At 68.7% G+C, this 24,320-nt stretch carries 19 protein-coding genes; 1 reads left to right on the forward strand and 18 read right to left on the reverse strand.

Annotated features, from left to right (window positions below):
- Nucleotides 1-671, reverse strand: a 671-nt coding sequence (locus ABD343_RS21460; protein ID WP_344530620.1) for an AIM24 family protein, incomplete at its 3' end; no start/stop codon positions are given.
- 102 nt (nt 672-773) lie between these two features.
- Nucleotides 774-1,499, reverse strand: a complete 726-nt coding sequence (locus tag ABD343_RS21465) for a class I SAM-dependent methyltransferase (RefSeq protein ID WP_344530929.1) — start codon at nt 1,497-1,499, stop codon at nt 774-776.
- Nucleotides 1,500-1,606: 107 nt separating this feature from the next.
- Between ABD343_RS21465 and ABD343_RS21470 the strand changes: the two genes are divergently transcribed.
- A complete protein-coding gene (locus ABD343_RS21470) occupies nt 1,607-2,506 on the forward strand; it encodes an aminoglycoside phosphotransferase family protein (protein ID WP_344530622.1) in 900 nt (299 codons plus the stop codon).
- 72 nt (nt 2,507-2,578) lie between these two features.
- On the opposite strand, the gene ABD343_RS21475 is transcribed toward ABD343_RS21470, so the two are convergent.
- The 16 genes from ABD343_RS21475 to ABD343_RS21550 form a co-directional block, all read right to left on the reverse strand.
- Nucleotides 2,579-4,069, reverse strand: coding sequence for an ArnT family glycosyltransferase (locus ABD343_RS21475; protein ID WP_344530624.1), 1,491 nt, complete (start codon nt 4,067-4,069; stop codon nt 2,579-2,581).
- 418 nt (nt 4,070-4,487) lie between these two features.
- Nucleotides 4,488-6,410, reverse strand: a complete 1,923-nt coding sequence (gene dxs / locus ABD343_RS21480; protein WP_344530626.1) for a 1-deoxy-D-xylulose-5-phosphate synthase — start codon at nt 6,408-6,410, stop codon at nt 4,488-4,490.
- A gap of 196 nt (nt 6,411-6,606) precedes the next feature.
- Complete coding sequence (locus ABD343_RS21485) at nt 6,607-7,908, reverse strand: sugar ABC transporter permease (RefSeq protein ID WP_344530628.1); 1,302 nt, start codon at nt 7,906-7,908, stop codon at nt 6,607-6,609.
- A complete protein-coding gene (locus tag ABD343_RS21490; RefSeq protein ID WP_344530630.1) occupies nt 7,905-8,705 on the reverse strand; it encodes an ATP-binding cassette domain-containing protein in 801 nt (266 codons plus the stop codon). Before ABD343_RS21490 ends, ABD343_RS21485 begins: the two co-directional genes overlap by 4 nt.
- 37 nt (nt 8,706-8,742) lie before the next feature.
- Nucleotides 8,743-9,864, reverse strand: coding sequence for a substrate-binding domain-containing protein (locus ABD343_RS21495; protein ID WP_344530632.1), 1,122 nt, complete (start codon nt 9,862-9,864; stop codon nt 8,743-8,745).
- Between the two features lie 196 nt (nt 9,865-10,060).
- Nucleotides 10,061-11,242, reverse strand: coding sequence for an ROK family transcriptional regulator (locus ABD343_RS21500; protein WP_344530634.1), 1,182 nt, complete (start codon nt 11,240-11,242; stop codon nt 10,061-10,063).
- A gap of 194 nt (nt 11,243-11,436) precedes the next feature.
- Nucleotides 11,437-12,321 carry a carbohydrate ABC transporter permease gene (locus ABD343_RS21505; RefSeq protein ID WP_344530636.1) on the reverse strand — a complete coding sequence of 295 codons (885 nt, stop codon included), beginning with the start codon at nt 12,319-12,321 and terminating at the stop codon, nt 11,437-11,439.
- A complete protein-coding gene (locus ABD343_RS21510) occupies nt 12,321-13,268 on the reverse strand; it encodes a carbohydrate ABC transporter permease (protein ID WP_344530638.1) in 948 nt (315 codons plus the stop codon). The genes ABD343_RS21505 and ABD343_RS21510 overlap by 1 nt, the downstream gene beginning before the upstream one ends.
- Before the next feature lie 54 nt (nt 13,269-13,322).
- Nucleotides 13,323-14,582: an extracellular solute-binding protein gene (locus ABD343_RS21515; protein WP_344530640.1), complete on the reverse strand. Its 1,260-nt coding sequence runs from the start codon at nt 14,580-14,582 to the stop codon at nt 13,323-13,325.
- 185 nt (nt 14,583-14,767) lie between these two features.
- On the reverse strand, nt 14,768-15,661 hold the full coding sequence (locus tag ABD343_RS21520) for a carbohydrate ABC transporter permease (RefSeq protein ID WP_344530642.1): 894 nt from the start codon (nt 15,659-15,661) through the stop codon (nt 14,768-14,770).
- Between the two features lie 22 nt (nt 15,662-15,683).
- Nucleotides 15,684-16,631: a carbohydrate ABC transporter permease gene (locus ABD343_RS21525; protein ID WP_344530931.1), complete on the reverse strand. Its 948-nt coding sequence runs from the start codon at nt 16,629-16,631 to the stop codon at nt 15,684-15,686.
- Between the two features lie 151 nt (nt 16,632-16,782).
- Complete coding sequence (gene ngcE, locus ABD343_RS21530) at nt 16,783-18,213, reverse strand: N-acetylglucosamine/diacetylchitobiose ABC transporter substrate-binding protein (RefSeq protein ID WP_344530644.1); 1,431 nt, start codon at nt 18,211-18,213, stop codon at nt 16,783-16,785.
- A gap of 302 nt (nt 18,214-18,515) precedes the next feature.
- Nucleotides 18,516-19,121, reverse strand: a complete 606-nt coding sequence (locus ABD343_RS21535; RefSeq protein WP_344530645.1) for a DUF402 domain-containing protein — start codon at nt 19,119-19,121, stop codon at nt 18,516-18,518.
- Nucleotides 19,118-20,878, reverse strand: coding sequence for a nucleotidyltransferase family protein (locus tag ABD343_RS21540; RefSeq protein WP_344530647.1), 1,761 nt, complete (start codon nt 20,876-20,878; stop codon nt 19,118-19,120). The genes ABD343_RS21535 and ABD343_RS21540 overlap by 4 nt, the downstream gene beginning before the upstream one ends.
- Nucleotides 20,879-20,919: 41 nt before the next feature.
- Complete coding sequence (locus tag ABD343_RS21545) at nt 20,920-21,777, reverse strand: TauD/TfdA family dioxygenase (protein WP_344530649.1); 858 nt, start codon at nt 21,775-21,777, stop codon at nt 20,920-20,922.
- Entirely contained in the window at nt 21,764-24,316 is a 2,553-nt protein-coding gene (locus tag ABD343_RS21550) for a M14 family metallopeptidase (RefSeq protein WP_344530650.1), read from the reverse strand. The genes ABD343_RS21545 and ABD343_RS21550 overlap by 14 nt, the downstream gene beginning before the upstream one ends.
- Nucleotides 24,317-24,320 lie beyond the last annotated feature (4 nt).

Here is a 24,320-nt window from a genome sequence, read left to right on the forward strand (position 1 = left end):
CTGCTCGGGCCCGTGGGGACCAGCTCGCTCGGGCGGACGATGACGAAGCCCTCGCCCTCCAGCGCGAGCTGGACCGCCTCGCCGGAGCCGCCGCGGAGCATCGAGCCGAAGCTCTGCGAGCGGTGCAGCGAGGTGCTGAGCTGGGCCGTCCAGCCGACCACCGCGTCCGTGTCCACGTACACCGGCGACTGCGGCGTCACGGGTATCACGATGGGCTCCCCCTCGCAGGTCACACCGAGCTTGCCCTGCCCGGTGAACACGCTGTTGAAGAGGCCGCCGCCCGTCATGCCCGCGCCCTTGACGACCTTCACGTCGTACGACAGCGAGGCGTCGAAGACCAGCACGTTCCGGCCGTTGATGCTGAGCGCGTCGCCCGGGGCGATGTCCACGATGAAGCAGCTCGCCGCCTCGTGCGCGAACCAGGCCTCGCCCTGCCCCCGTACGGCCATCAGCGGCAGGCCCTCGCCGGTGACCTTCCGCTTGATGTATCCGCCGACGCCCTGCCCCTTCCGCTCGAACTGAAGGTTCCCCCGGAACGCGACCATGGCACCCTGTCGCGCGAAGCACTCGCCGTTCACGGCGTACTTGATCGACTTGCTGTTCTGCAGCGACATGCCCGCGGCACTGGGTGCCTTGGCCATGTACGCGTCTTGGAAGAGGTCACTCTGCATGTCCTCATCCTCCCAGGGGTGTTGACCGGCGCTCCAGCCCCGCGCGGCTACGGCCGGTAGACGCAGGACACACCGAGGCCGCTCCCGCTCACCGCGAGCGGATTACGGGCGGGCCGGGGCCGTGCGCGGGCGGCGGAAGAGCGCTGTCCAGAGGAACGGCTCGCCGAAGTGGGGCGATGCGGGCGGCTCGTCGGTCATGCGGCGCAGCTCGACCTCCTCCAGCCCGGCGAAGATCCAGCGGAGTTCGTCCGCCGTGTAGCCGAGCCCGCCGTGCGGCGCGGGGCCCCGGTAGTGAGCGGCGTCGGGCAGCTCCGAGCCCATCGCCCCCGCCGCGAAGCACACGAGCGCGAAGTGGCCGCCGGGCGCGAGGACCCGGTCGAGCAGGGCGAGATGGCCGACCCGGCGGTGGGGCGGGAGATGGTGGAAGCAGCCCGAGTCGTACACCAGGTCGTACGGGCCCTCGGGCGCCCCCGCGTCCCGCTCCGGCGCCGCGAACGCGTCGGCACAGCGGAAGCCGACCTCGGCGCCGGTCCCCCGTGCCCGTTCCTCCGCCCACCGGATCGCCTCCGGGGACAGGTCCACGGCGTCCACGCGCCAGCCCCGGGACGCGAGGAAGAGCGCGTTGCGGCCGGGGCCGCAGCCCAGGTCGAGGGCGCGGCCCGGGCGCAGGGTCCCGTTCCCGACGTGCGCGGCGAGGTTCTCGTCCGGCTTCGCGACGAAGAAGGGGACGTCCCGCGAACGGTCCCCGTAGAAGCCGTCCCACCGGTGCGCGGCGCCCGCCGTCCCGCCGTCGGCGCCGGGCGCGTACAGCCCGTCGAGCAGCTCCATGACGTCCTCGACCGTGCGGATGTTCCGGTTCCGGTTCACCGCTCCCCTCCCTCTCCTCGAAGCCCTCTCCTCGAAGCCCTCTCCGGGCAGGCACGTAAGGTACCCGGATGATCGCAGTGCCGGAGGAGTTCGCGCGGGAGACCGTCGCGCGCGAGGGAGAGCCCGGGGCCGCCTGGCTGGAGGGGCTTCCCGGGACCGTGGACGAGCTGCTCGCCCGCTGGGGGTGCGTGCCGGACGGCGAGGTCACGCACGGGGCCGTCGGCGTGATCGTCCCCGTACGGCGTCCGGGCGGGGACGCCGCCGTGCTGAAGGTCTCCTTCCCGCACCCCGGCAACGTCCACGAGCCCGACGCGTTCGCCGTCTGGGGCGGTCGCGGCGCCGTCGTGCTCCACGCCCGCGACGACGACCGGTTCGCGATGCTCCTCGAACGCGCCGGTACGGCACAGCTCGCCGACTCCGGCGACCTCGACGGCATGGTGACCGTCGCCGGGCAGCTCAGCCGCGTACTGGCCGTTCCCGCGCCGCCCGGCCTGCCCCGGCTGCGCGACCGCGCCGACGCGTGGGAGGAGGAGCTGCGCGAGGACGCCGCCGCGTTCCCGGACGCCGTGCCGCGCCGCGCACGGGAGGCGGCGGTGGCGACCGTACGGGAGCTGGGCCGCGCGCAGCCGGACACCCTCGTCCACGGCGATCTGCACCCCCGCAACATCCTGAGCGCCGAGCGCGAGCCCTGGCTCGCCGTGGACCCCAAGGGGTACGCGGGCGACCCGGCGTACGACGGCGGCACGCTGCTCAAGTCGCTGGCCCCGCTGTTCGTGGACGCCGAGGATCTGGGCGGGGAGCTGCGCCGCGTCCTGGACCTCTTCGCCGGGGCCGCCGGTCTCGACCCCGGACGCGCCCGCCGCTGGGCCCAGTTCCACGCCGTCCAGACGGCCTACTGGGGCCTCCGCCACGGCTCGCCCTCGGCGGGCTTCGCGACCCACGTCGCGGAGCTGCTGACCGGGCGATGAGCGGGCGATGACGTTGGCCGGAACTCGACGGGCGTACGCGCCGCGGGCGTACCCGCCGCAGACGTACGGCCGCTACCGGTCGGCCCGCAGATAGATCACCGCGCCGTCCACCGTCGCGACGCGCGTGTAGTGGCGGTCGACGTAGCTCCGCAGGGTCGGCATACGGGGGATGCCGTACGGCGCCTCGCGGGAGTCGTCGACGATCAGGGCCGGCCGGGTCTGCCGCAGCTCGCGCATGAAGTACGGCCAGGCTCCGTCCATCGCGTACCGCTCGCCCGTACGGATGCCGCCCCGGCCGCCGCTGAAGTTGGAGAGGAACCCGGCGGTCAGGTACCGGGACGCGGGCTTGCGGGCCGCGAACCAGTACCCCTCGGGGTGCATGCTCCACAGCAGGACCCGCTCCTCGGGGACCGTCCGCGCGCCCACCTCCCCCGCGACCCGGTGCGCGTGGTCCAGCTCGCCGCGCTTGTACGCGAAGCCCCAGCCGATGAAGGCGGCGGCGAACACGGACGTCACGGTCAGCACCACCGTCGCCTGCCGGGCCCGCAGCTCGCACAGCGCCGCGGTGGCGAGGAGGGCGAGGGGCGGGGTGAGCTGGAGGAAGTAGTGGCCGTAGAACTGGAAGCCGACGGCGACCGCGACGGCCGAGGCGCCGAGCCAGACCCACTGGTCGGCCACGTCGCGCAGCCGCTCGCGGTGGCGGCGCAGCACGAGCCCCAGCGCGATCAGCAGCGGCAGGGCCGCGGCGGAGAGGATGCTGAGACTGCCCAGCGCCCGCCCCATGGCGTGCAGCCCGGCGCCGTCGGCGGAGACGTACGCGCCGGAGCCGGTGGCCATCCAGTACGCGAAGCGGGCGGGCCCGAACGCGAGCGCGACGCCCAGCACGGGGAGCGCGGTCCCGGCGGTCAGCCGGATCAGCGGGAGCCAGCCCGCGCGGGTCCGCCACAGCAGGAAGAGCACGGGCAGCAGGACGGCTCCGCCGGTCTGCTTGGTCAGGATGGCGCCCGCGACGGCGAGCCCGGCCCTTCCCCAGTGCGCCCGGTCGGCGCACCACATCGCGGCGACCGTCCAGGGCAGCATGAAGACCTCGAACGTCGCCGCCTGAGTGTCCTCCGGGTTGATCCCGATGGACAGCAGGACGTAGACGACGCCCGCGATCCAGCCCGCTCGCCCGCCCCAGCGGCGGCGCGCCAGCGAGGCGGCGAAGGCCGCCCCGACGGCCACCGCGGCGATCGCCGCCACGCGCAGGGGCCACAGTGAGTCGTCGCCGAACAGCGCGAAGGCGCCCTGGTAGAGCCAGGGCATGAAGGGGGGCTTGCGGTCGACGACGTCGTGGTAGAGCGTGCCGCCGTCGGCGAGCTGGCGCGCCTGGGTCGCGAGGAACCCCTCGTCGGGGTTCCACAGGGGCCGGGCGAACGAGGGGATACGGGTGAGCGCGCTCAGCGCGACGAGCAGGGGGAGCAGCCACAGCCAGTACCTGCGGTCCGCCGCGGCCGTTCCCCGCCGGGCCTCCGTGGCATCTGCCGGTCCGGCGATACGGGTACGGACTGAGGGCTGCGGCATGCCCCTAACCTAACGGTGCGTGCCCCTTTGCCCTCCGGGGGCCCACACGTTCAGGACAAGAGCCCCGCCCCTTCTCCTCAGGAGGGCGTGGTCCTGTGCCCGGCACGACCAAGCGGGGCATGCCCCCTCAGGGCATGCCCCCTCAGGGGCGCGGGACTGTGTTCAATTTGCGGCTCCGCCGCGCGGGCGCGCCCGGTCACAACACCACGGGGCTTGCCCCTTCAGGGGCGCGGGGAACTGCGCGCCCAGCCACGACGCAGCCGCAGCCTGCGAAGCACGGCACGGGGCACCCCGAACCCAGCCCCCATCGCGGGGCACCCGCGAAGAGGGCTGGGTAGCCCAGAAGCGAGGGTGCCCCACGTTGCGGGGGGGGGCGGGGGTTCCCCGCTGGGCCCCTCGGGGAGAGGGGCGCGGCGGTTCAGTCGCGGGCTACTTCTTGGGCGGCGGCCCCTTCGGCGGAGCCGTCTAGTTTGGCGACGAGCCCCGTGACCTGGCGGGCGATATCCGGCGCGGTCAGACCGATCTCGGCCATGACCTCCTTCCGGGACCCGTGGTCGAGGAACCGCTCGGGGATGCCGAAGTCACGCAGCGGCACATCGACACCCGCGTCCCGCAGGGCCTGCGCGACGGCGGAGCCGACGCCGCCCGCGCGGCTGTTGTCCTCGACGGTCACCACGACCCGGTGCTGCTCGGCCAGCGGCGGCAGCGACTCGTCGACGGGCTTGACCCAGCGCGGGTCGACGACCGTGGCCGAGATGCCCTGCTTGTCGAGCAGGTCGGCGATCTCCAGGCACATCGGCGCCAGCGCGCCGACCGAGACGAGGAGCACGTCCGGCACGCGCACCCCGGCGTCGGGGCGCCGCAGCACGTCCATGCCGCCGACCTTCCCCACGGCCGGGACGGCCGGACCGACGGCCCCCTTGGAGTACCGCACGACGGTCGGCGCGTCGTCGACCTCGACGGCCTCGCGGAGCTGGGCCCGTACCTGGTCGGCGTCGCGCGGCGCGGCGAGCCGGAGGCCCGGCACGCACTGGAGGATCGACATGTCCCACATGCCGTTGTGCGAGGCCCCGTCGGAGCCCGTGACCCCGGCGCGGTCCAGCACGAAGGTGACCCCGCACCTGTGCAGGGCGACGTCCATGAGGAGCTGGTCGAAGGCGCGGTTGAGGAACGTCGCGTAGACGGCGAAGACGGGGTGGACCCCGCCCGTGGCCAGGCCCGCCGCGGAGACGGCGCCGTGCTGCTCGGCGATCCCCACGTCGTAGACCCGGTCGGGGAACTCCTGCGCGAAGGCGTGCAGCCCGACGGGCCGCATCATGGCGGCCGTGATCGCGACGATGTCGTCCCGCTCGCGGCCGAGCTTGACCATCTCCTCGCCGAAGACCGAAGTCCAGTCCGCTCCCCCGGACTTGACCGGCAGGCCGGTGTCCGGGTGGATGACGGGGACGGCGTGGAACTGGTCGGCCTCGTCCTGCCGCGCGGGCTGGTAGCCGCGGCCCTTCTCGGTGAGGCAGTGGACCAGGACCGGGCCGCCGAAGCGCTTGGCGCGCTGGAGCGCGGACTCGACGGCCGCGATGTCGTGCCCGTCGATCGGCCCGACGTACTTCAGGCCGAGGTCCTCGAACATGCCCTGCGGCGCGATGAAGTCCTTGAGGCCCTTCTTCGCGCCGTGCAGCGTCTCGTAGAGCGGCTTGCCGACGACGGGGGTGCGGTTGAGCACCTCCTTGCCGCGGGCGAGGAAGCGCTCGTATCCGTCGGTGGTGCGGAGCGTCGCGAGGTGGTTGGCGAGGCCGCCGATGGTCGGCTCGTACGAACGCTCGTTGTCGTTGACGACGATCACCAGCGGGCGGTCCTTGGCCGCGGCGATGTTGTTCAGCGCCTCCCAGGCCATGCCGCCGGTCAGCGCGCCGTCGCCGATGACGGCCACGACGTGGTCGTCCTTGCCCTGGACCTCGTTCGCCTTGGCGAGGCCGTCGGCCCAGCCGAGGACCGTGGAGGCGTGGGAGTTCTCGATGATGTCGTGGTCGGACTCGGCGCGCGAGGGGTAGCCGGAGAGGCCGCCCTTCGCGCGCAGCGCGGAGAAGTCCTTGCGGCCGGTGAGCAGCTTGTGCACGTACGCCTGGTGCCCGGTGTCCCAGAGCACCTTGTCCCTCGGGGACTCGAAGACACGGTGCAGGGCGATGGTCAGCTCGACCACGCCCAGGTTGGGGCCCAGGTGTCCGCCGGTCTTGGAGACCGCCTCGACGAGGAAGGAGCGGATCTCCTCCGCCAGCGTCTCAAGCTGCTCCGGGCCGAGCCGGTCCAGATCGCGTGGTCCCCTGATGCGGGTCAGCAACGCCACCCGTACCTCCTAGCTTCGAGCGTGATCGAGCAGTGCCGATTCCGTCGAGTCTAATGTTCCGCTCGCGGAGGCAATCATCGGCTGGTGCTATCTCAGTCACACGAATGGTCCCTTGCCACACCCGTAGGACCTGTGTGAGATACGTCGCCCGACCCGGGCCCCTCCGTGTCCTTCCCGGCCCCTCCCGTCTCCCGGCCTACGCCCTGCCCGCCGTCTTCTGTGTCCGGCGGGAGACCGAGTCGATCACGACCGCTGCCAGCAGGACCGCGCCGGTGATCATGTCGCGGATGGCGGAGCCGGTGCCCAGCAGCGCCATGCCGGAGTTGATCGACTGGATCACGAGCGCACCCAGCAGCGCGGACCAGGTCTTCCCGCGCCCGCCGAAGAGGCTCGTGCCGCCGATGACGGCGGCGGCGATGCAGTTCATCAGCAGGCTGCCCGCGCCGGACGACTGGTTGGCGGCGTTGATCTGCGAGGCGTAGAACATGCCGCCGATGGCCGCCATGGTCCCCGCGATGGAGAAGACCGTGATGCGGATCATGGGCACGTTGATGCCGGCCCGGCCCGCGGCCTCGCTGCTGCCGCCGACCGCGAAGACCTTCCGGCCGTACGTGGTGCGGCGCAGCACGAAGTCCGTGAGGACGACGATGCCGAGGAAGATCACCACGGCGAGCGGCAGGCCCTTGTAGGAGTTGAAGACCATCGCCGCCGCGTACAGCGGGACCGCCAGCACGACCGTGCGCAGCACGATCTCGCTGAGCGGGCGGCAGGGGACCTGCGCCGCCTTGCGGCGCCGCGCGTCCAGCAGGGAGAAGCCGAGGAAGGCCAGGACGCCGACGGTGGCGAGGCCCATGGCCGCGGCCTTGTCCTCGAAGTAGTAGTTCGTGAGCTTGGCGACGATGCCGTCGTCGTCCAGATTGATGGTGCCGCTGGGGCCCAGGATCTGGAGCATCAGGCCGTTCCAGCCGAGCAGCCCGGCCAGGGTGACCACGAAGGCGGGGACGCCGATCTTCGCGAAGAAGAAGCCGTGCAGGGCGCCCGCCGCCATGCCCGTGAGGATCGCCAGGAGGAGCGCGAGCCCCTCGTCCATGCCCTTGTTGATGTTGAGTACGGCGAGGACGGCGGCCGACATGCCGCTCACCGAGCCGACCGAGAGGTCGATCTCGCCGAGGATCAGCACGAAGACGATGCCGACGGCGATCAGCCCGGTGCCCGCGCTGAGGATGAACAGGTCGCTGAGGTTGTTCGCGCTGAGGAACGCCGAGTCCTGGGCCTGGAAGACGATCGCGATGATGATCAGGCCCACGACGACGGGTATCGAGCCCAGCTCGCCGGTGCGGACCCGGCGGACCAGCTCGTTGAGGTAGCCCTTGAACCCCTGCTGGCGCACCAGCAGCCGGGGGTCGACGACGGTGACGGCGCCGGTCGCCTTCCCCGCGGTCTCGGTGGTCTCCGTGGCCGCCGCGCTCTCCGTGGCGGCCTCTTCGCCGGTGGTCACTTCTCCACCTCCGGTGTGGCGTCCTCGATCCGGGACGTACGACGGGTGACAGCGTTGTCGGTCGCTCCGGTGATGGCGGAGACGATCTCTTCCTGGGAGGTGGTGGCCACCTCGAACGTGCCGTTGTTCCGGCCCAGCCGGAGCACCGCGACACGGTCGCTGACGGCCTTGACCTCGGCCATGTTGTGGCTGATGAGGATCACCCCGAGGCCGCGCTCGCGCAGCCGCTCGACCAGGTCAAGGACCTGCGCGGTCTGCTCCACGCCGAGCGCGGCGGTCGGCTCGTCGAGGATGACGACCTTGGGCTCGCCCAGCAGCGAACGGGCGATGGCCACGGTCTGCCGCTGCCCGCCCGAGAGCGCGGCGACGGGGATACGGACGCTGGGGATCCGGATGGACAGCGTGGAGAGCAGCTCCAGCGAGCGGCGCTCCATCTCGACCTCGTCGAGGATCGAGCCGCGGCGCAGCTCGGCCCCGAGGAAGAGGTTCCCGACGACGTCCAGGTTGTCGCAGAGCGCCAGGTCCTGGTAGACGGTGGCGATCCCGAGAGTCTGGGCGTCGTGCGGGCGGTGGACCTGGACCGGCTTGCCGTCCCATTCGATGGTGCCCTCGTCGGCCGGGCCGACCCCGGCGATGGCCTTGACGAGGGTGGACTTGCCGGCTCCGTTGTCGCCGACGAGGGCGACGACCTCGCCGGGGTGGATCTCCAGCTCGACGTCCGTGAGTGCCTGGACGGCGCCGAACCGCTTGGAGATCCCGCGCAACGCCAGCACGGGCGCGGTGGACACGTGAATCAACTCCCCTGTTCCAGCAGTACCGTGGCCTGTTGCCCGGCTACTTCAGGCCCGCCTTGTCGCACGCCGACTTGAACTTGGCGGTGCAGATCTCCTTCTGCGTGAAGAAGCCCGCCTTGCCGACGTACTTCTTGACGTCGTCCTTCGTCAGCGGCAGCGGCGTGACGATCTTCGAGGGAACGCCCTTCTCGGACTCGCTGTCGGTCTTCGAGCTGGCGATCTTGTCGACGCTCTCGCCACGCGCGAGGGCCACCGCGAACTCGGCCGCCGCGGAGGTCTCAGGGACGTACGGCTTGTAGACGCTCATGTACTGCTCGCCGGACAGCAGCCGCTGGACGGCGTTGAGTTCGGCGTCCTGGCCGGTCACCGGGGGCATCTCGTCCTTGGCGAAGCCCGCGCCCTTGAGCGCGGTGATGATGCCGCCCGCCATGCCGTCGTTCGCGGAGTAGACGCCGTCGACCTTGTCCTTGCCGAGCGCGGAGAGGGCGCCCTTCATGTTCTCGTTGGCGTTCTCCGGCTTCCACTCCTTGGTGTCGTACTCCTTGCCGACCTTGACCTTGCCGTCGAGTACGGAGTGGGCGCCTTCCTTGTACATCTTGGCGTTCGGGTCGGTGACCGAGCCGTTCATCATGACGACCTGCGGCTTGCCCTTGACGCCCTTCTCGTCCAACGCCTTCAGCAGCGACTTGGCCTGGATCTTGCCGACGCGCGGGTTGTCGACGGAGGTGTACGCCTTGATCGGGCCCTCGGCGAGGCGGTCGTAGGCCACGACGGGGATGTCGCGGTCGTCGGCCTTCTTCACCGAGCTGGAGATCGACTTGGCGTCGACGGCGTCCACGATGAGCGCGTCGACCTTCTTCGCGATCATCGTGTCGGCCTGCTGCTGCTGGAGGTTGGCGTCCTGCTTGGCGTTGGAGTAGAGGATCTTGGTGTCCTCGCCCGCCAGCTCCTTGATCTTCTTCTCCATCAGCGGCTTGTCGAAGCGCTCGTAGCGCGCCGTCTGGTTCTCGGGGAGCAGCAGGCCGATCGTGAGCTTGCCCTTCTTCCCCTTGCTGCCGCTGTCCTTGTCGTCGGCCTGGTCGGCGCTGCCGCAGGCCGCCGTGGCGACGGCGATGGAGAGGGCTACGGAACCGAGGGCGACGCGGCGCATCGTTGCGTGCATGAGCTACCTCCCTGACGGGGCCGCGTCGATGCGGCCGAGGTAGCCGGAAGTCAACTCGTCGGTACGAGCGTGGTCAATAAGTAAATCATTAACGAGATGGCAACGATGCCATTCGTTAGTGCCCCGAAGGGGCGCGAGGGAGGCCGGTGCCGCCCGTCGCGCCCCTTCGGACCGCTCTCCTCCGACCGTACGGCGGCTAGACGGCGGCGGGGACCTTCAGCGTGGAGGCGGCGTCCATCTCGGAGAGGACGAGCGCCAGGGCGCCCAACACCTCCGCGCGGCTGCCCAGTTCGCCCGGGACCACCTTGAGCTGGCGGGCGGCGCTCGGGATCGCGTACCGCGCGACGGAGTCCCGTACGGGGTCGAGGACCAGGTCGCGGGCCTCGGCGAGGGGGCCGCCGAGCACGACCCGGGAGGGGTTCAGCAGATTGCACAGGCTGGCCACGCCGCTGCCGATGTGGCGGCCGATGTCGGCGACCACCCGGCGGCACCCCGGGTCGCCCTGCCCGGCCAGCTCGACGACGCGGGCCATGGTCAGGTCCGTGCCGTGGCTGGAGTGGAGCAGCGGCAGCACGTACCGCGCGGCGGTGAACGTCTCCAGGCAGCCCCGGTTGCCGCAGCGGCAGACCGGGCCCGACTCGTCGAGGGTGATGTGGCCGATCTCCCCGGCCGTGCCGCCCGGGCCCCGGTAGATCTGCCCGTTGATCACGAGCCCGGCGCCGACGCCGCTGGCCACCTTGATGTACGCGAGGTCGGCGGCGCCCCGGCCCGCGCCCCAGACCTGCTCACCCAGGGCGCCGAGGTTGGCGTCGTTGTCGACGTGGACGGGGACGCCGAGGCGGCGGGCCATCTCGTCGCGCGGATTGGTGCCGGCCCAGCCCGGGAGGATCGCGGTGGAGCCCAGCACGCCGGTGCCGATGTCGATGGGCCCGGGGACGCCGAGGCCGACGCCGATGACCTTCTCGGGGCTGATGCCGCTCTTGGCGATGAGGCGGTGCGCGAGCTGCTCGGCGCGGTCGAAGCCCTCGGCGGAGGAGGCGTCCACATCGATGGGCTCGGCGGCCTCCTCCAGCACCGTGTGCGCGAGATTGCCGACGGCGACGCGCAGGTGGGAGTGGCCGAAATCGATGCCGACGACGGTCCCGGCGTCGGCGCTCAGCGAGACCGCGCGGGCGCGGCGTCCGCCGGAGGAGGTCGGGGTGACCTCGACGGTGCCGCCGTCCTTCAGCTCGCGGACGATGTTGGAGACCGTGGCGGCGGACAGTCCCGTCGTACGGGCGATCTCCGCCTGGGTCAGCGAGCCCGCCATCCGCACGGCCCGGACGACCCGTTCAAGGTTGGCCCGGTGCAGCGAGGACTGCGACCCCGGAGTCTCCACCACTGTTCACTCCCCGTGTGTTTGTCTCCAACATATGAACTCTAAGCAGAGCCCCAGCCGTTCCCCGCGTCAAGTCCTTGAGCACGAGTGGGCATGGTGGCCGCTCATATGTGTGGCAATTGTACGGAGCGTGAGCGCATGCGGACGCGGGGGTCCTGGCACCGGCTGCCGGGACCCCCGCGGTTCCCCCTGTGCTACTTCACCGATCCGGCGGTCAGGCCGGAGACCACGTGGCGTTCGATGAAGGCGAAGAGCACGACGACGGGCACGATGGCGACCACCGAGGCGGCGAACAGATAGTTCCACTCCACCGTGTAGTTGCCGATGAAGTTGTTGATGCCCACGGTCAGCGGCTGCTTGTCGGGCTCCGTGGAGAGCGTCAGGCCCATCACGAACTCGTTCCACGAGGTGATGAACGTGAAGATCACCGCGGTGACGACGCCCGGCAGCGCCAGCGGCAGGGTCACCTTCACCATGGCCCCGAACCGGCTGGTGCCGTCGACCATGGCCGCCTCCTCCAGCTCGGCCGGGATCGAGGAGATGTACGCCGAGAGGATCCAGACGGCGAAGGCGAGGTTGAACGCGGCGTTGCACACGATCAGCGTCCACACCGAGTTCAACAGATCGAGCTGGTAGAACTGCCGGTACAGGCCCACCACCAGCGCCGTCGGCTGGAACATCTGGGTGACCAGCACCAGCAGCAGGAACCACTTCCGGCCCCGGAAGCGCACCCGCGCCGTGTAGTAGGCGGCGGGCAGCGAGACCAGCAGCACCAGCAGCGTGGCGCCGCCCGCGACCAGCAGCGTCACCTGGAGGTTGTCCCCGAGCGAGGACTCCTTCCAGACGTCGATGAAGTTCGACCACTCCAGGTCGGACGGGAGGTACGTCCGGTCGCGCAGCTCCTTCGCGGGCCGCAGCGCCGTCAGGATCATCTCCAGGTACGGCGCCAGGAAGAGCGCCGCCAGCAGCCAGGCGACCGCGGCGATGACGAGCGTGCGGGGGCTGAAGCGGCGCGGCGGCTTCGGCGGCGTCACCTTCCGTGGGGCGCGAGGAGTCGTCTTCTGAACGGCCGTCGTCATCAGTCCTCCTCGTTCCACCGGCTGACCTTCAGGAAGATCAGCACCAGCACGACGACCATCGCGAAGTTGACCACGGACATCGCCGAGGACTCGGCGATGTCGGTCTCCTTGAGCTTGTACATGAACACCGTGGTCGTGGCGGTGTCGCTGCCCGGACCGCCCTGCGTCATCGCCCAGATGATCGGGAACGAGTTGAAGACGTTGATCAGGTTGATGACCACGCCGACGAGGAACGCGGGCCGCAGCAGCGGGAGGGTGATGCCGCGGTACGTCTGCCAGGGCCCGGCTCCGTCGATCCGCGCGGCCTCGTAGACGTCGTGCGGAATGGTCTGGAGCCCCGCCAGGAGGGTGTAGGTGGTGAACGGCAGCGAGACGAAGACCGCGACGAACATCATCCACGGCCAGGCCGTGCCGGGTTCGCCGAGCCAGTCCTTCGACTTGTCGATGAATCCGAGGTCGATCAGGAGCGTGTTGAGGACGCCCGCGGTCTGGTTGAGCATCCACTTGAAGCCGATGGCGGTCATCAGCACGGACGCCGCCCAGGGGGCGATGAGCGCCCAGCGGGTGACGCTGCGGCCCGGGAAGCGCTGGTTGAAGAGCTGCGCGAGGGCCAGCGAGATCAGCATCGTCGCGGTGACGACCACGACGGTCCACAGGACCGTCCAGAGGAGCACATGACCGAAGTCGGTCTCCTCGAAGAGCTTCTTGAACTTCTCGGTGCCCGCGGATCCGCGGACCTTGCCCGCGATGCTGATGTTCAGGAACGAGGTGCGGACCAGCTCGACGATGGGCCAGACGACGACGGCCAGGATCAGCAGGATGACGGGAGCGATCCAGGGAAGCGGGCCCAGCCGCCCGAGACCGCCGCGCGGACCGCGGCGTCCCGGTCGGGTGGGGAGCCCGCCCCGTCCCCGGCTCCCGCGGGCCGGGGACGGCGGGGCCTTCATTGACACAGATTCTCCTTGCGGTGCGAGAACAGCAGGAACGGGAGGGCGGGAGGGCTACTTGTTCGCCGCCGCTTCCTCCGCCTTCTTCTGCAGGTCGCCCAGCACCTTCTTCGGGTCCTCCTGCGCCGCCTTGCCGCCCGTCTTCTTCATCTCGGCGGAGACGACGTCCCACGAGGGGTCACCCAGCGGGTAGAACTTCGCGTTCGGCAGCTCCTTGAAGAAGGGCTCCAGGTCCTTGTGCTTCCCGCTGCTCTGCATCTGCTCCATGGCGTCCTGCGTCACGGGCGGGAAGTTGTACATCTCGTCGAACTTCAGCATCTTCTTGGAGTAGGTGAAGTCGAGGAACTTCTTCACGCCCTCCTTCTCCGCGCCGCCGTCCTTGAACGCCATCATCCAGTCGGCGACGCCGAGGGTGCTCTTCAGCGGCCCGTCCTTGCCGGGGATCGGCACGACGCCGTAGTCGATCTTGCCTTCCTTGGCCATGGCGATGAGGCTCGGGTGGCCGTTGAGCATGCCGACCTTGCCGCCCGCGAAGTCCGCGAACGCCGTCTTACGGTCGGTGGAGGCGGGGTTGGAGTAGGTCAGGCCCGGCTTGACGAGGTTCTTCTGCAGCCACTCGAAGGTCTCGACGTTCTCCGCGCTGTCCAGCGTGTACTTGCCGCTGGGGTCGGTGTAGCCGCCGCCGTTGCCCATCTCCCAGATCATCGTCTCGCCCTGGGTCTCCTCGGGACCCAGCGGCAGGGCGTACGGGGTCTCGGCGGCCTTCTTGTCCTTGATCTTCTTCGCCGCGTCGGCCAGCTCGTCCCAGGTCTTCGGCGGCGTCTTCACGCCCGCCTTGTCGAGGATCTTCTTGTTGTAGAAGAGCAGCCGGCTGGAGGAGACCCACGGGATGCCGTACTGCGTGCCCTCGACCTCGCCGGCCTTGGCGAAGGAGGGGATCAGGTTCTTGCGGGTCTTGGCGGAGGTGACCTCGTCCACCTTGTAGAGCAGGTCGTCGGCGACCTTGTCGGCGTAGCCGCCGGTCTGCAGCAGGTCGGGCTCGTTCCCGGCCTGGATCATGTTCTTGACCTGCTTGTCGATCTCGTTCCAGTTGATGACCTGGACGTCGACCTTGTAGCCCTTGTTGGCCTTCTCGAAATCCTTGGCCACGTCCTTCCAATAGATCTTGGAAGCGTTGGAAGCCTTGTCTCCGTAGTCGGCGGCGACCAGCTTGATGGTCTTGGAATCCCCGTCCCCGCTGTCGCTGCCGCAGGCGGTGACTCCCAGTGCCATGGCGAGCGCTGCGGCCCCGGCCGCGACTGCTCTTCTGTTCATATTGCTCAACCCTTCGACGTCGGCGTCGACTTGTTGCCGGTGCCCCACGTGGCGCTTCGCGCCGAGACTACTCACGGCGCTTTCCACCGCAATAGGTCTAGTCCACTTTCGTGGCCAAGCCGAAATCTTTGCGCAGGGTCCCTGCGTAAAGGCGCCGCCGACGCGCAACACAGGTGCTCAGACCCCTACTTGAGGGCGCCCGCCGTCAGGCCCGCCTGGACCTGGCGCTGGAAGACCGCGTAGACGACCAGAACGGGCAGCATCGCGATGGTCAGCCCCGCGAACAGCGCGCCCCAGTCACCCCGGTAGCCCTGCGAGACCGCCAGTGCGGCGAGCCCCTGGGGCAGCACGTAGTTGTCCTCGTTGTCGTTGTTCAGCAACAGGGGCAGCAGGTACTGGTTCCACTGGCCCAGGAAGTTGAAGATCCCGATGGACACGAGACCCGGCTTGGCCATGGGCAGCATGATCTGGAAGAACGTACGGGTGTGCGACGCCCCGTCGACCATCGCCGCCTCCTGCACCCCGGTGGGCAGGGTCCGGAAGAACGAGGTGAGGAAGAACGTGGTGAAGGGCAGCGAATACGCGATGTAGGCGATGATCAGCCCTGGCCTGGTATCCAGCAGCCCGAAGTTGTCCATGATCGTGAACAGCGGCACGAGTGCCAGGATCACCGGGAACATCATCCCGCCCGCGAACAGCAGGAAGATGAACCGGTTCCCCGGAAAGGTGAAGCGCGCGATCACGTACGCGGCCATCGAGCCCAGCAGCATCGTACCGGTGAGCGAACCCGCCAGGATGATCAGCGAGTTGATCGCGTAACGGCCGATCTTGGCCTCGGTCCAGGCGTTGCTGAAGTTTTCCCAGTGGAGCGCGGACGGCAGGCCGAGCGGATCGCTGAGGATGTCTCCCGAGGGACGGAACGCCGTCAGCGCCACCCACACCAGCGGGCCGGCCGCGAGGACCACCCACACGACGAGAAACGTGTGCGAGAAGACATTGAGGACGGCCCCCTCCTTCCCCTTGACCGGCTTCGCCGGGCGGGAGTCCTGCACAGGGGACTTGGTCGGAACGGTGGTCATGATGCTGTGGCTCCCGCGGTCTTCAGTATTCGATCCGGTCGCGGTTCCCGACCCGCATGATGATCAGGGAGAACACCACGCTGACGACGAGAAGGACGACGCCGATGGACGTGGCGTATCCGAACTGGCCCTCACGGAACCTTTGGTAGAGGAAGACCGGTGTGACCTTCAGCGCGTGGTCCGGCATCATGACCAGGACGATCGCGAACGAGTCCAGGGCCTGGATGCCCATGTAGATCCAGCCGGTACGGACGGTGTCCCAGATGAGCGGCAGTGTGATCTTGAAGAAGGTCTTGGTGCGTCCCGCGCCGTCCAGCAGCGCCGCCTCGTAGAGGTCGTGCGGAATGGCCCCCATCGCGGCCGAGAACAGCACCACGTAGAAGCCGACGAAGGACCAGCACAGCACGGTGAGCGTGGCGAACAGCGCGAGGTTGTACTCGCCGCCCAGCCAGGGCTGTTCGAGGCCATCGAGTCCCAGCGCGCCGAGCGTGCCGTTCAGCAGACCGCTGCGGGTGGAGAACACCCGCATCCACACCACCGCGATGATCGCGATGGAGAGCACCTGCGGGAAGAAGTAGACGATCTTGTAGAACGTCGAGCCGAAGACCCCCGCGACGGCCTGGCCCTTGCGGTACCGGCCGCCGGCCATGATCATGTACGCGAAGAACATCCCCAGCGCGAGGGTGATCAGCGGGGCCACCACCAGGAGCGTAACGCTGGTCTTGGCCGAGTCCCAGAACCGGTCGTCGTTCCACAGCTTCTGGTAGTTGTCCAGGCCGACGAAGTTCGCCGCCGAACCGCCGTCCCAGTCCGTCATCGAATAGTAGATCGCCTGGACGAACGGGGAGATGACGAATATCGCATAGAACAGCAGCGGCAGCGACAGGAATCCGATGACGAATCGGTACTTGTCGAGCGTCCGGTACCGCCGGTCCCGCTTTACCCGGGCCGGGGTGAGGCGGGGCGGCAGCAGCACCGCGGCGAGGAAAAGCAGCCGCCCAGCGCCCCCCGGATCGGGGGTCTTCGTTGTCGACGGGGATTTCCCCGCTCGTGCCTCAGTCTTCACACCGCTCCCGATTCACGCGTGTGACATTGCTCTGCGACGCCCGAGATGCGCGGGGCTACGACCGCTCGACCCGCTGTGTATCGGGGTCCTTCGCAATCCGAGCCGCGGCCTTCTCCATCGTGTCCATGGCCTGCTTGACGGACATGTCCCCCAGCATGAACTTGCCCATCACGTTGTTGTAGTCCGCCTCGAACATGTCCCGGTACCACTCTTTCCAGAAGGCGAGGACGATGTTCTTGCCGGCCGCCTTGATCGCCTTCTGGGAGCTGTCGACGCCAGGCGGCAGCTTCAGTCCGTCGATCGCGCCCTTGACGACGGGGATGGAGGAGACCTCCTCGAAGAGGTTCCGGGCCGCCTTCTTGCTGTACATCATCCGGAGCCATTCCATGCCGCCCTGGGCATTCTTGGCCTTGGCCGGAACCATGAACGGCTCACCGGGCGGGGCATAGAGCGTGCCGAACGGCATCTTGTCGCTCTTGTCGAGAGAGGGAGTGGCGCCCACCGCCATCCGGAAGTCCTTCGGGGTGGTGTCCTTCGCCTCGTTCTCCACCCAGGAGCCGTCCGGGACGAAGACCGCCTTGCCCTTGGTCCAGGCGGTCTGCATCTCGATATGAGCCTCTTTGCCGTCGAAGCCGGTGAGGACGTACTTCTTGGCGACCAGCTCCTCGAACGCCTCGAAGACCGACTTCACGGCGTCGTGCTTCCAGGCACCCGGTTCCAGATAGTCCATGGCCTCGATGACCTCGCGCCCGCCGGCCTGCGCGAACATCGCGAACATGCTGAAGAGCATGTAGCGCGGATGGCCGCCCGGATAGGTCCAGCCGTGGATTCCCTTCGCCTTCGCCTTCTTGCAGACGGCGAGCATCTCGTCCCAGGTCTTGGGGTATTCGGCCTCCAGCGTCTCGGTGAGCATCTTCTCCGAGTACCAGTTGCCGTAGACCGTGGAAGCGATGTTGAGCTGATAGCAGCCGTCGGTGCCGAAGGCCCCCATTTGCACAACGCCGGGCACCAGTGTGTCCCGCACCTTGACGTCCGGATCGTCCCATGACGGGGCGTCGAGCAGCTCGGTGAGGTCGGTGAGCTGCTCGTTCTTGATGGCCTTGCCGGGGTGAATGGGCTCGGCACCGGAATTGTTCACGACATCCGGCGGGTCACCCTTCACCAGCCGCGGCTGCACCTGAGTAGCGATCTTTTCCGTGGCCTTCTGCTCCGTGTCGGCCTTGGAGAACCGGTCCTGGTACATGTCCGTGACGTACTGGGCGTACTTGTCGCCGTATCCACCGTTGAAGATGTAGACCTGAAGGGCGGCGTCCTCCTTGACGCCGAGCGGGTTCTTCTTGCTCTTCTTACCCTTCTCGGCCTTCTCGTCGCCATCATCACCGCCCGTCGCGCAGGACGCGAGCGCGCCCACCGCGGGGACGGCGAGCAGTCCGGCCGCCGCGGCCCTTTTCATCGCATCACGACGGTTGACGCTGGTGAATCCCATGCTCAAGTCCTCGCTTCCTAGGACTCAGGCGGTGTACCGGTCACCCGTCAACTCACCACAGACGAAGGGCCCGTCACCGCAGGTCGGTGTCAAGCTGGGGTCGTGCAGATCGTGCAGGTCGCGCTGGGCTCGGACAGGTATAGTCCACCGCTCGGCGACAGGGCAAGATCGAGCACGAGTCGCCTCGGCATCTTTCCCGAGTTGAGACCTCGCGAGGCGCACCGGGAAAACAGCGCGAACCGTTATTCCCCCCAACACCCTTGACACCAACGAATCCGGGGCAGTACTGAGCCCGCCACGTCCTACGGAACGCGGTCCCACCCCTTGGGCAGGTGCGGCACATCCCAGTCAGGGCTGGGCTGCCAGCGGCTCCAGTCCGTGGTGAACGGCCACTGTCGTCTCCCGAGCCCGGTCACAGCCTCGTGCGCGGTCTTCTGGATCATGAGGTCGGTGCCGTTCGATATCCGGCCGGTCGTCCGGGCCCGCTGGTACTCGGCCTCGTCCTTCCAGCTCCACGTCGACAGATCGTCCTCCACGACGATGTCGAGCACGTAATCCTCGCTGTCGAAGCCCACCCCGGTCCGCGTCCAGGGCGCCTCCAGGTTGATGTACCAGCCATGGAATTCGCGGGCCTCCGGGTCCCAGGACCTGATGACGGAGTACGCACTTCCGACGACGTGGAGCCGCACCGTATCGGGGCCGTCCCACCACCGGTCGGTATACGCGTCGGCGAGCCCGGGATCACTCAACGGCCCCTTGCGCCGCTTGCAGAGCGTGCCATGGGGCTGCCAGATGGCGACCGCGCCGGGCTCGTCCCGGACGATCACCGCCGGCAGAACATAGCCGATCCTCCGGAACGGCATCGAACGCCACGCGATGACGTCGCCGGTCTCCCACCGGCCTGTCACAGCAGCCTCGCCATGCCGAAGAAGGCCGGATTGCGTATGGCATTCCGCCCGCCCGACCATTGCAGGACGCACCGCCTCTCCTGGCCTTGGGCTCCGCTTTCGTAGGCCAGCAGGTCGAACCCGAACCACGCCCCGTCGGCGATGTCCCCCAGGACCTCGGTGCGGGGAATGCCCGCGCGCATCCGATAGCCCCCGGGAGAGAACGCCGCCTCCAGCCAGGAGCCGGGCACGGTCTCGGTACCGGCTCGTACAAGCCCCGAGAAGTGCTCCACCACCGCGCCTTCCGGAAGATCCGCGGCCTTCGGCACCAGGAAGATGCTGTGCACGTTCCCGGATCCCAGCGGTACCTCGAAGAGTAGCTGTACGACGTCCTGGGCGTGGTAGAAGCCATTGGGCTTGTCGAACACCTGAACAGGGTCATTGACGTGTGCGGTGACCCGTATCTGGTCGGCGGTATGGCTGAACGAGACCGCCGCGCTGAACTCCTCGTCGGATTCCGGCGCCACGCCGTAGGTGACGTGGCTGCGGAAGAACTGCCAGGGCGGGGCCGGTGCGACGCCGCTGAGCACCGTCCCGGCCGTCTCCGGCTCCGGCGGGATCTCCAGCCGCCCCCCGGCCTCACCCCGCTCGCGCAGTCCTATGTAGCGTTGCTCGTCGACATGCGGGTCGAACAGTCTTTCCCGGAAGGTGCTGGAACCGCGGGAAAAGGTCCAGACGTCGTCGATGACCGCCTCGGGCTCCCTGGTCAATTGCGGTGGTGGCGTCAACAGGGATTCGGGCACCGTGCCCGGATAGAGCCGCGCCAGGTGCGTGACGGCGAAATGGACCCGGTCACACTGCGCCAGCGAGTGTGCGCGTTCGTACAGCCTCTGCCAGGCAGCGGGTTCCTGACCGGCCGAGAGCATCTGGCGCAGGTCACAGAATTCATTGAGCCGCGCGGCGGCCGGGCGGCCCGCCGGTGCGTAGACGTATATGTCCTTGCACAGATGCGCCGCGCAGAAGATGAGGTCGTCTGTCGGGGAAAGCCTTCTCGCCCGTCCGGAACCGGTGTCCCAGGGGAGGGAGTCGTCCAGGAATGCTCTGGTGTCCACGCGGTGGAGGTTCTCGTCGAAGCCCGGGGCGTGCAGCTCCACGATGAAGGCTCGCCCGGCGCGGCGATCGGGCCTGATGAAGGGTGCGGCGTGCCGTCCGGTCGCCAGGGCGCCGGCGATCCGTTCCTGTGCCAGGGGCCGTACCGTGCCGGAGGACGGGTCGTAGGTCGACTGTGAGTACCCCATCGACCTCAATGCCTCGCCGTACGCGTCCAGTTGTCCGGCCGGCACGAACAGGTCCAGGTCGTTGAAGCTCCTCAGCTCCGGAGCCGGATAGTACGCCGTTGCCCACGCGGGCCCCTTGAGGACGACCGGCTCCAGACCGCGGTCGTTGAGCGCGGCAAGGACGGCCCCGAACTCCTCCCAGAGCATGGTCATGCGCAGGCGCCGGTCCGCTGCCGCCTGGTCGAGCAGCGGAAGCTCCCCGACCAGGCCGGGACGGCGGATCCGCGCACGGGCCACGGCCGAGGCCGCCAGCAGCGGTATCTTGTGCCGGACCACCTCGGACACAGCAAGCTTCTCGTCGAAGTCATCGGCGCCGAGGGTCCGTACGATCGTGTCCGCCTCGTCCAGGTCCTGCGCGGGGAGAGGCTCCGGGGCCTCTGGAGTCTCCGCAGGACACTTCGACGCTTCGAGCAGGAACGTGGCGAGCCATTCGCCTGTCATCTGTGTCCGCCCTTTCCCTGTTCTCCCGAACCGGATTCCGGCTATGCGACGTTCACGCTCCACAGCGTGCGCGGATTCACCGATGTGCTCCCGTCTTCGGCCGTCCGGTGGCCGCGGACGGTGCACCGGCCATGCCCGAACCGATCGTTGTCGATGATGACGAGGTCTCCGGCGCCGAGCGCGTAGCGCATCTGAACCCCGGGGGTATCGGCATGCTCGGCGAACCTTCTGGCGGCCCGGATGAATCGGTCCCCGTCACGGCCCGGCGGTGCACACTGTTCCAGCCGGGCGAATTTCTGCGGGAGACGGGCGGCCACGTCGTATCGCACGGATTCGCGCCAGGGGGTCGGCGGAACGTAGACGAGAGGCAGCCTCGACGCCTCGTCCTGGAGGTTGACCGAAGGAAAGCAGATGCTCTTGGTGGTGAGCGTACGGACGTCTTCGGTGAATCCGTCGGGGTCCGCGCGTTCCATGGACGCCAGCACCTCTCCCCAGCGCACGAGGAGCGATTCACCGTTCTCCCCGGCCGCCCCGTCCGACCAGCCGGGGTCGATCATCTGCATGGCCATGTACCTCGGCCGGTCGGCGGCGAATGCGCGCCCCGAGTGCATCGGTAGTGCGCCGTCGCGCTCCTGCACGCGCTTGGCCGCACTGTCGGGGCGGTAGCGCACCACGTTCACCGCTCGGTGCAATGCGTAGGCCTCCGAGTCGGATCCGGCCGCATAGTTGTCGATGAGTGTGCCGAGTCCCGAGAGTACGGAAACGAGGACGTCGACATCGGGTGGCATCCCCCGCAGCAATGCCAGTCGGTGAGCCCCCAGAGACTCCCGCGCCGCGGCGGTGACGCGGGCGGGGGACATGCCGTCGGTGGTCAGGGCGATCGAGTCAATCTTCTCCATCGTCGGGAACCTTTCGCTCGGGGAGATTCGACCTTGCCGCGCTGCGCGACGGAGGGTCCGGCCAGGATGTGCTGCCGAGGAATATCGCGTTGAAAAGGATCTTGAAGGCTCCGTGGGACTGTGCGCGATGCTGCGCCTTGAAACCGATCAGCACCACATTTCCCAGGCCATGTCTGACGGTGAGCACGCTCGCTCGGCCGACCAGGTGTGACTCACCCCGCAACCAGCCGCTCCGCAGCACATCGCGGTCCGGATAACGGGCGGCAATCCGGACCCCCGGACCCTCCGCCAGAAAGACCGGGCTGTTCAGCACGAAAGCGGAATAGACCGGTGGCATGCCATAACACACCGGATGATCTCCCTCGGCGGCCATCTCCACGATCGTTCCCGGAACGGACAGGTCGTCCGACGACACGGTCTCTGTGATATCCCGGACCGGAAGTCCGAATTCCGCGAGGGGCAGCGTGGCCGCCCGGTTGAGGGTGATGAGCGTGCCGCCGTCCGCCACGAATTCGCGGAGATTCGCCACACCGCCTGGCGTCATGCCGCCGGCCAGTTCGGGCGGACAGCGGTCGGCGGGCGGTCCGTCCCGCATCGAGGCCCAGTCACTGTCCGGCAGGATCACGGTGTCGTAGCGCGCTCCCAGGCCGCCCTCGCGGATCTCCCGGTCGAGCACGGCTCGGTACTCGAAGCCGAACTGATCCAGCACCAGGCGAGTCCAGCCCTCGTCGTAGTTCCGGTTGCCGACCTGCTTGTAGACGCCCAACCGTGGGGAAGCCACGGGGACGGCGTCCGTCGGGACAGCAGCCACCGAGGCGACCGGCACACCGAGCCGATCTCCCAGGTCGCGCAGGATGGTCCCGGCCTCGGGCCCGGCCAGGAAGGCTCCTGGCGGAAGCCCGCCCCGACTGCCGGGCAGGTCCCCGGGGGCACGGAGGACCGGGAAGCCCGCGCGCAGGAGCTCGTTGACGGCCCGGTGCACATCGTTCACGCGGGGGTCCAGGGCAAAGCCGCCTGCCGGCTCGTCCGTGACCATGTCAGGGCGCGGCCGTGCCCATGCGACCGGCGTGCGGGGCAGGTGGCCGCCGTGCCGGTGGCGGGTGACGGTCACGCCCATCTGCAGGGGCAGGGTCCAGCCCGTGATGTCGAACGGGCGCTTGTGCTGCCCGTTCGAGCCGCGGTCCGGGTACCTCTGCGGGCACAGAAGATCCTCGATGATGGGCCGGTACGCCTGTCCGGCCCGGATGACGAAACTGCCCGCCGGGTAGCACACATCGTCCAGGGTGAATCCCGCGCCGGCCTGCTCCACGGCAACGCCCTGATGCCGGAGGATGTTGACCAGCTTCACGGCCGTCGGGAAATCCGGCTGGTCGGCGGGGAGGACGTAGCAGTCGTCACCGCCCTTCCGAATCTGACGCCGACCGATCGCGCAGGCGTCGTAGAGCCACTCCTCGCGATCCCTGGCGACCAGGTCGAGTACGGCCATCGCCGCCGCTCTCAGATACTCACCGGCGTCGCGCATACGCCATTCGCCGCCCCTGTAGGGGTTCGGGTAGAACGTGGACGGCTGCCGGGTGGGGGTGATGTTGTCCGGGAAGGTCTCCGGAAAGGAAGAACTCCGGTGGATCTCCGGGCCCGCCGATGTGCGTGCGGTCTCCGTGAGTATCGCGGTGATGTTGTGGAACTGCGGCACCGAACGCATGCCGCCGTTCCACCAGCCGTCGTAGTACTGATGAGAGACGACACCGGGCATTCCGGCCCGCTCCAGGCTGCGCGCCACCGCTGCGCCGACGTAATTGACGTTCCTGATGACTTCGGCGGGTATGTTCGGATTGACCGGGTCCAGGAACGGCGGTACCACGATCCGTGGTGGATATGCGCTCGTCTGGTGCACATTGTTGATGACCTGCGGAAACCAGCGGTGGTAGAGCTGGTGGCTGATGTTCCGCGTCTCCGCGAGCGCGCACATGTACCAGTCCCGGTTGTTGTCGTGACCGGCGTAGGCGCCATCGAGCCAGGGGTAGGGAAACTCCGGGAGTCCCGCTGTGAACCGGTGCGTATACCAATCGGCAACCATCGTTGTGCCGTCCGGGTTCGCCGCCGGAACGACCAGCGTGATCAGTTCCTGCCGGATCCGCTCGGTCGTCGGTGAATCATCGGCCGTCAACTCGTAGAGAAACGTCGGTGCGCTCTGATGAGTGGCGATCTCCGAGGCATGTATGCCGAAGTCGACCCACGCGATGCCCCTTCCGGCACGCGCGAGCTCCCGGGCCTCGGCATCCGTCATCCCTTTCACACCGGCCAGCCTGGCCGAAATCCTCCGGTAGCGTTCCAGCGCGGACAGGTTCTCCGCCGCGGACACGATGGCCATGAGCTGTGGCCGTCCCTGCTCCGTTCTCCCGATCTCGACCAGACGCATCCGGTCGCTGGCACGGGCCAGCTCCCGGCAGTACCGGGCTATCTGCTCGTAGGTGGCGATCTTGTGGTCGGCGCACGGTGTCCAGCCGATGACGGACTCGGGCGTCGGTATCGCGGGCATACGC

This window comes from Streptomyces albiaxialis (genome assembly GCF_039530985.1).
In the GTDB taxonomy this organism is placed as follows: Bacteria; Actinomycetota; Actinomycetes; order Streptomycetales; family Streptomycetaceae; genus Streptomyces; species Streptomyces albiaxialis.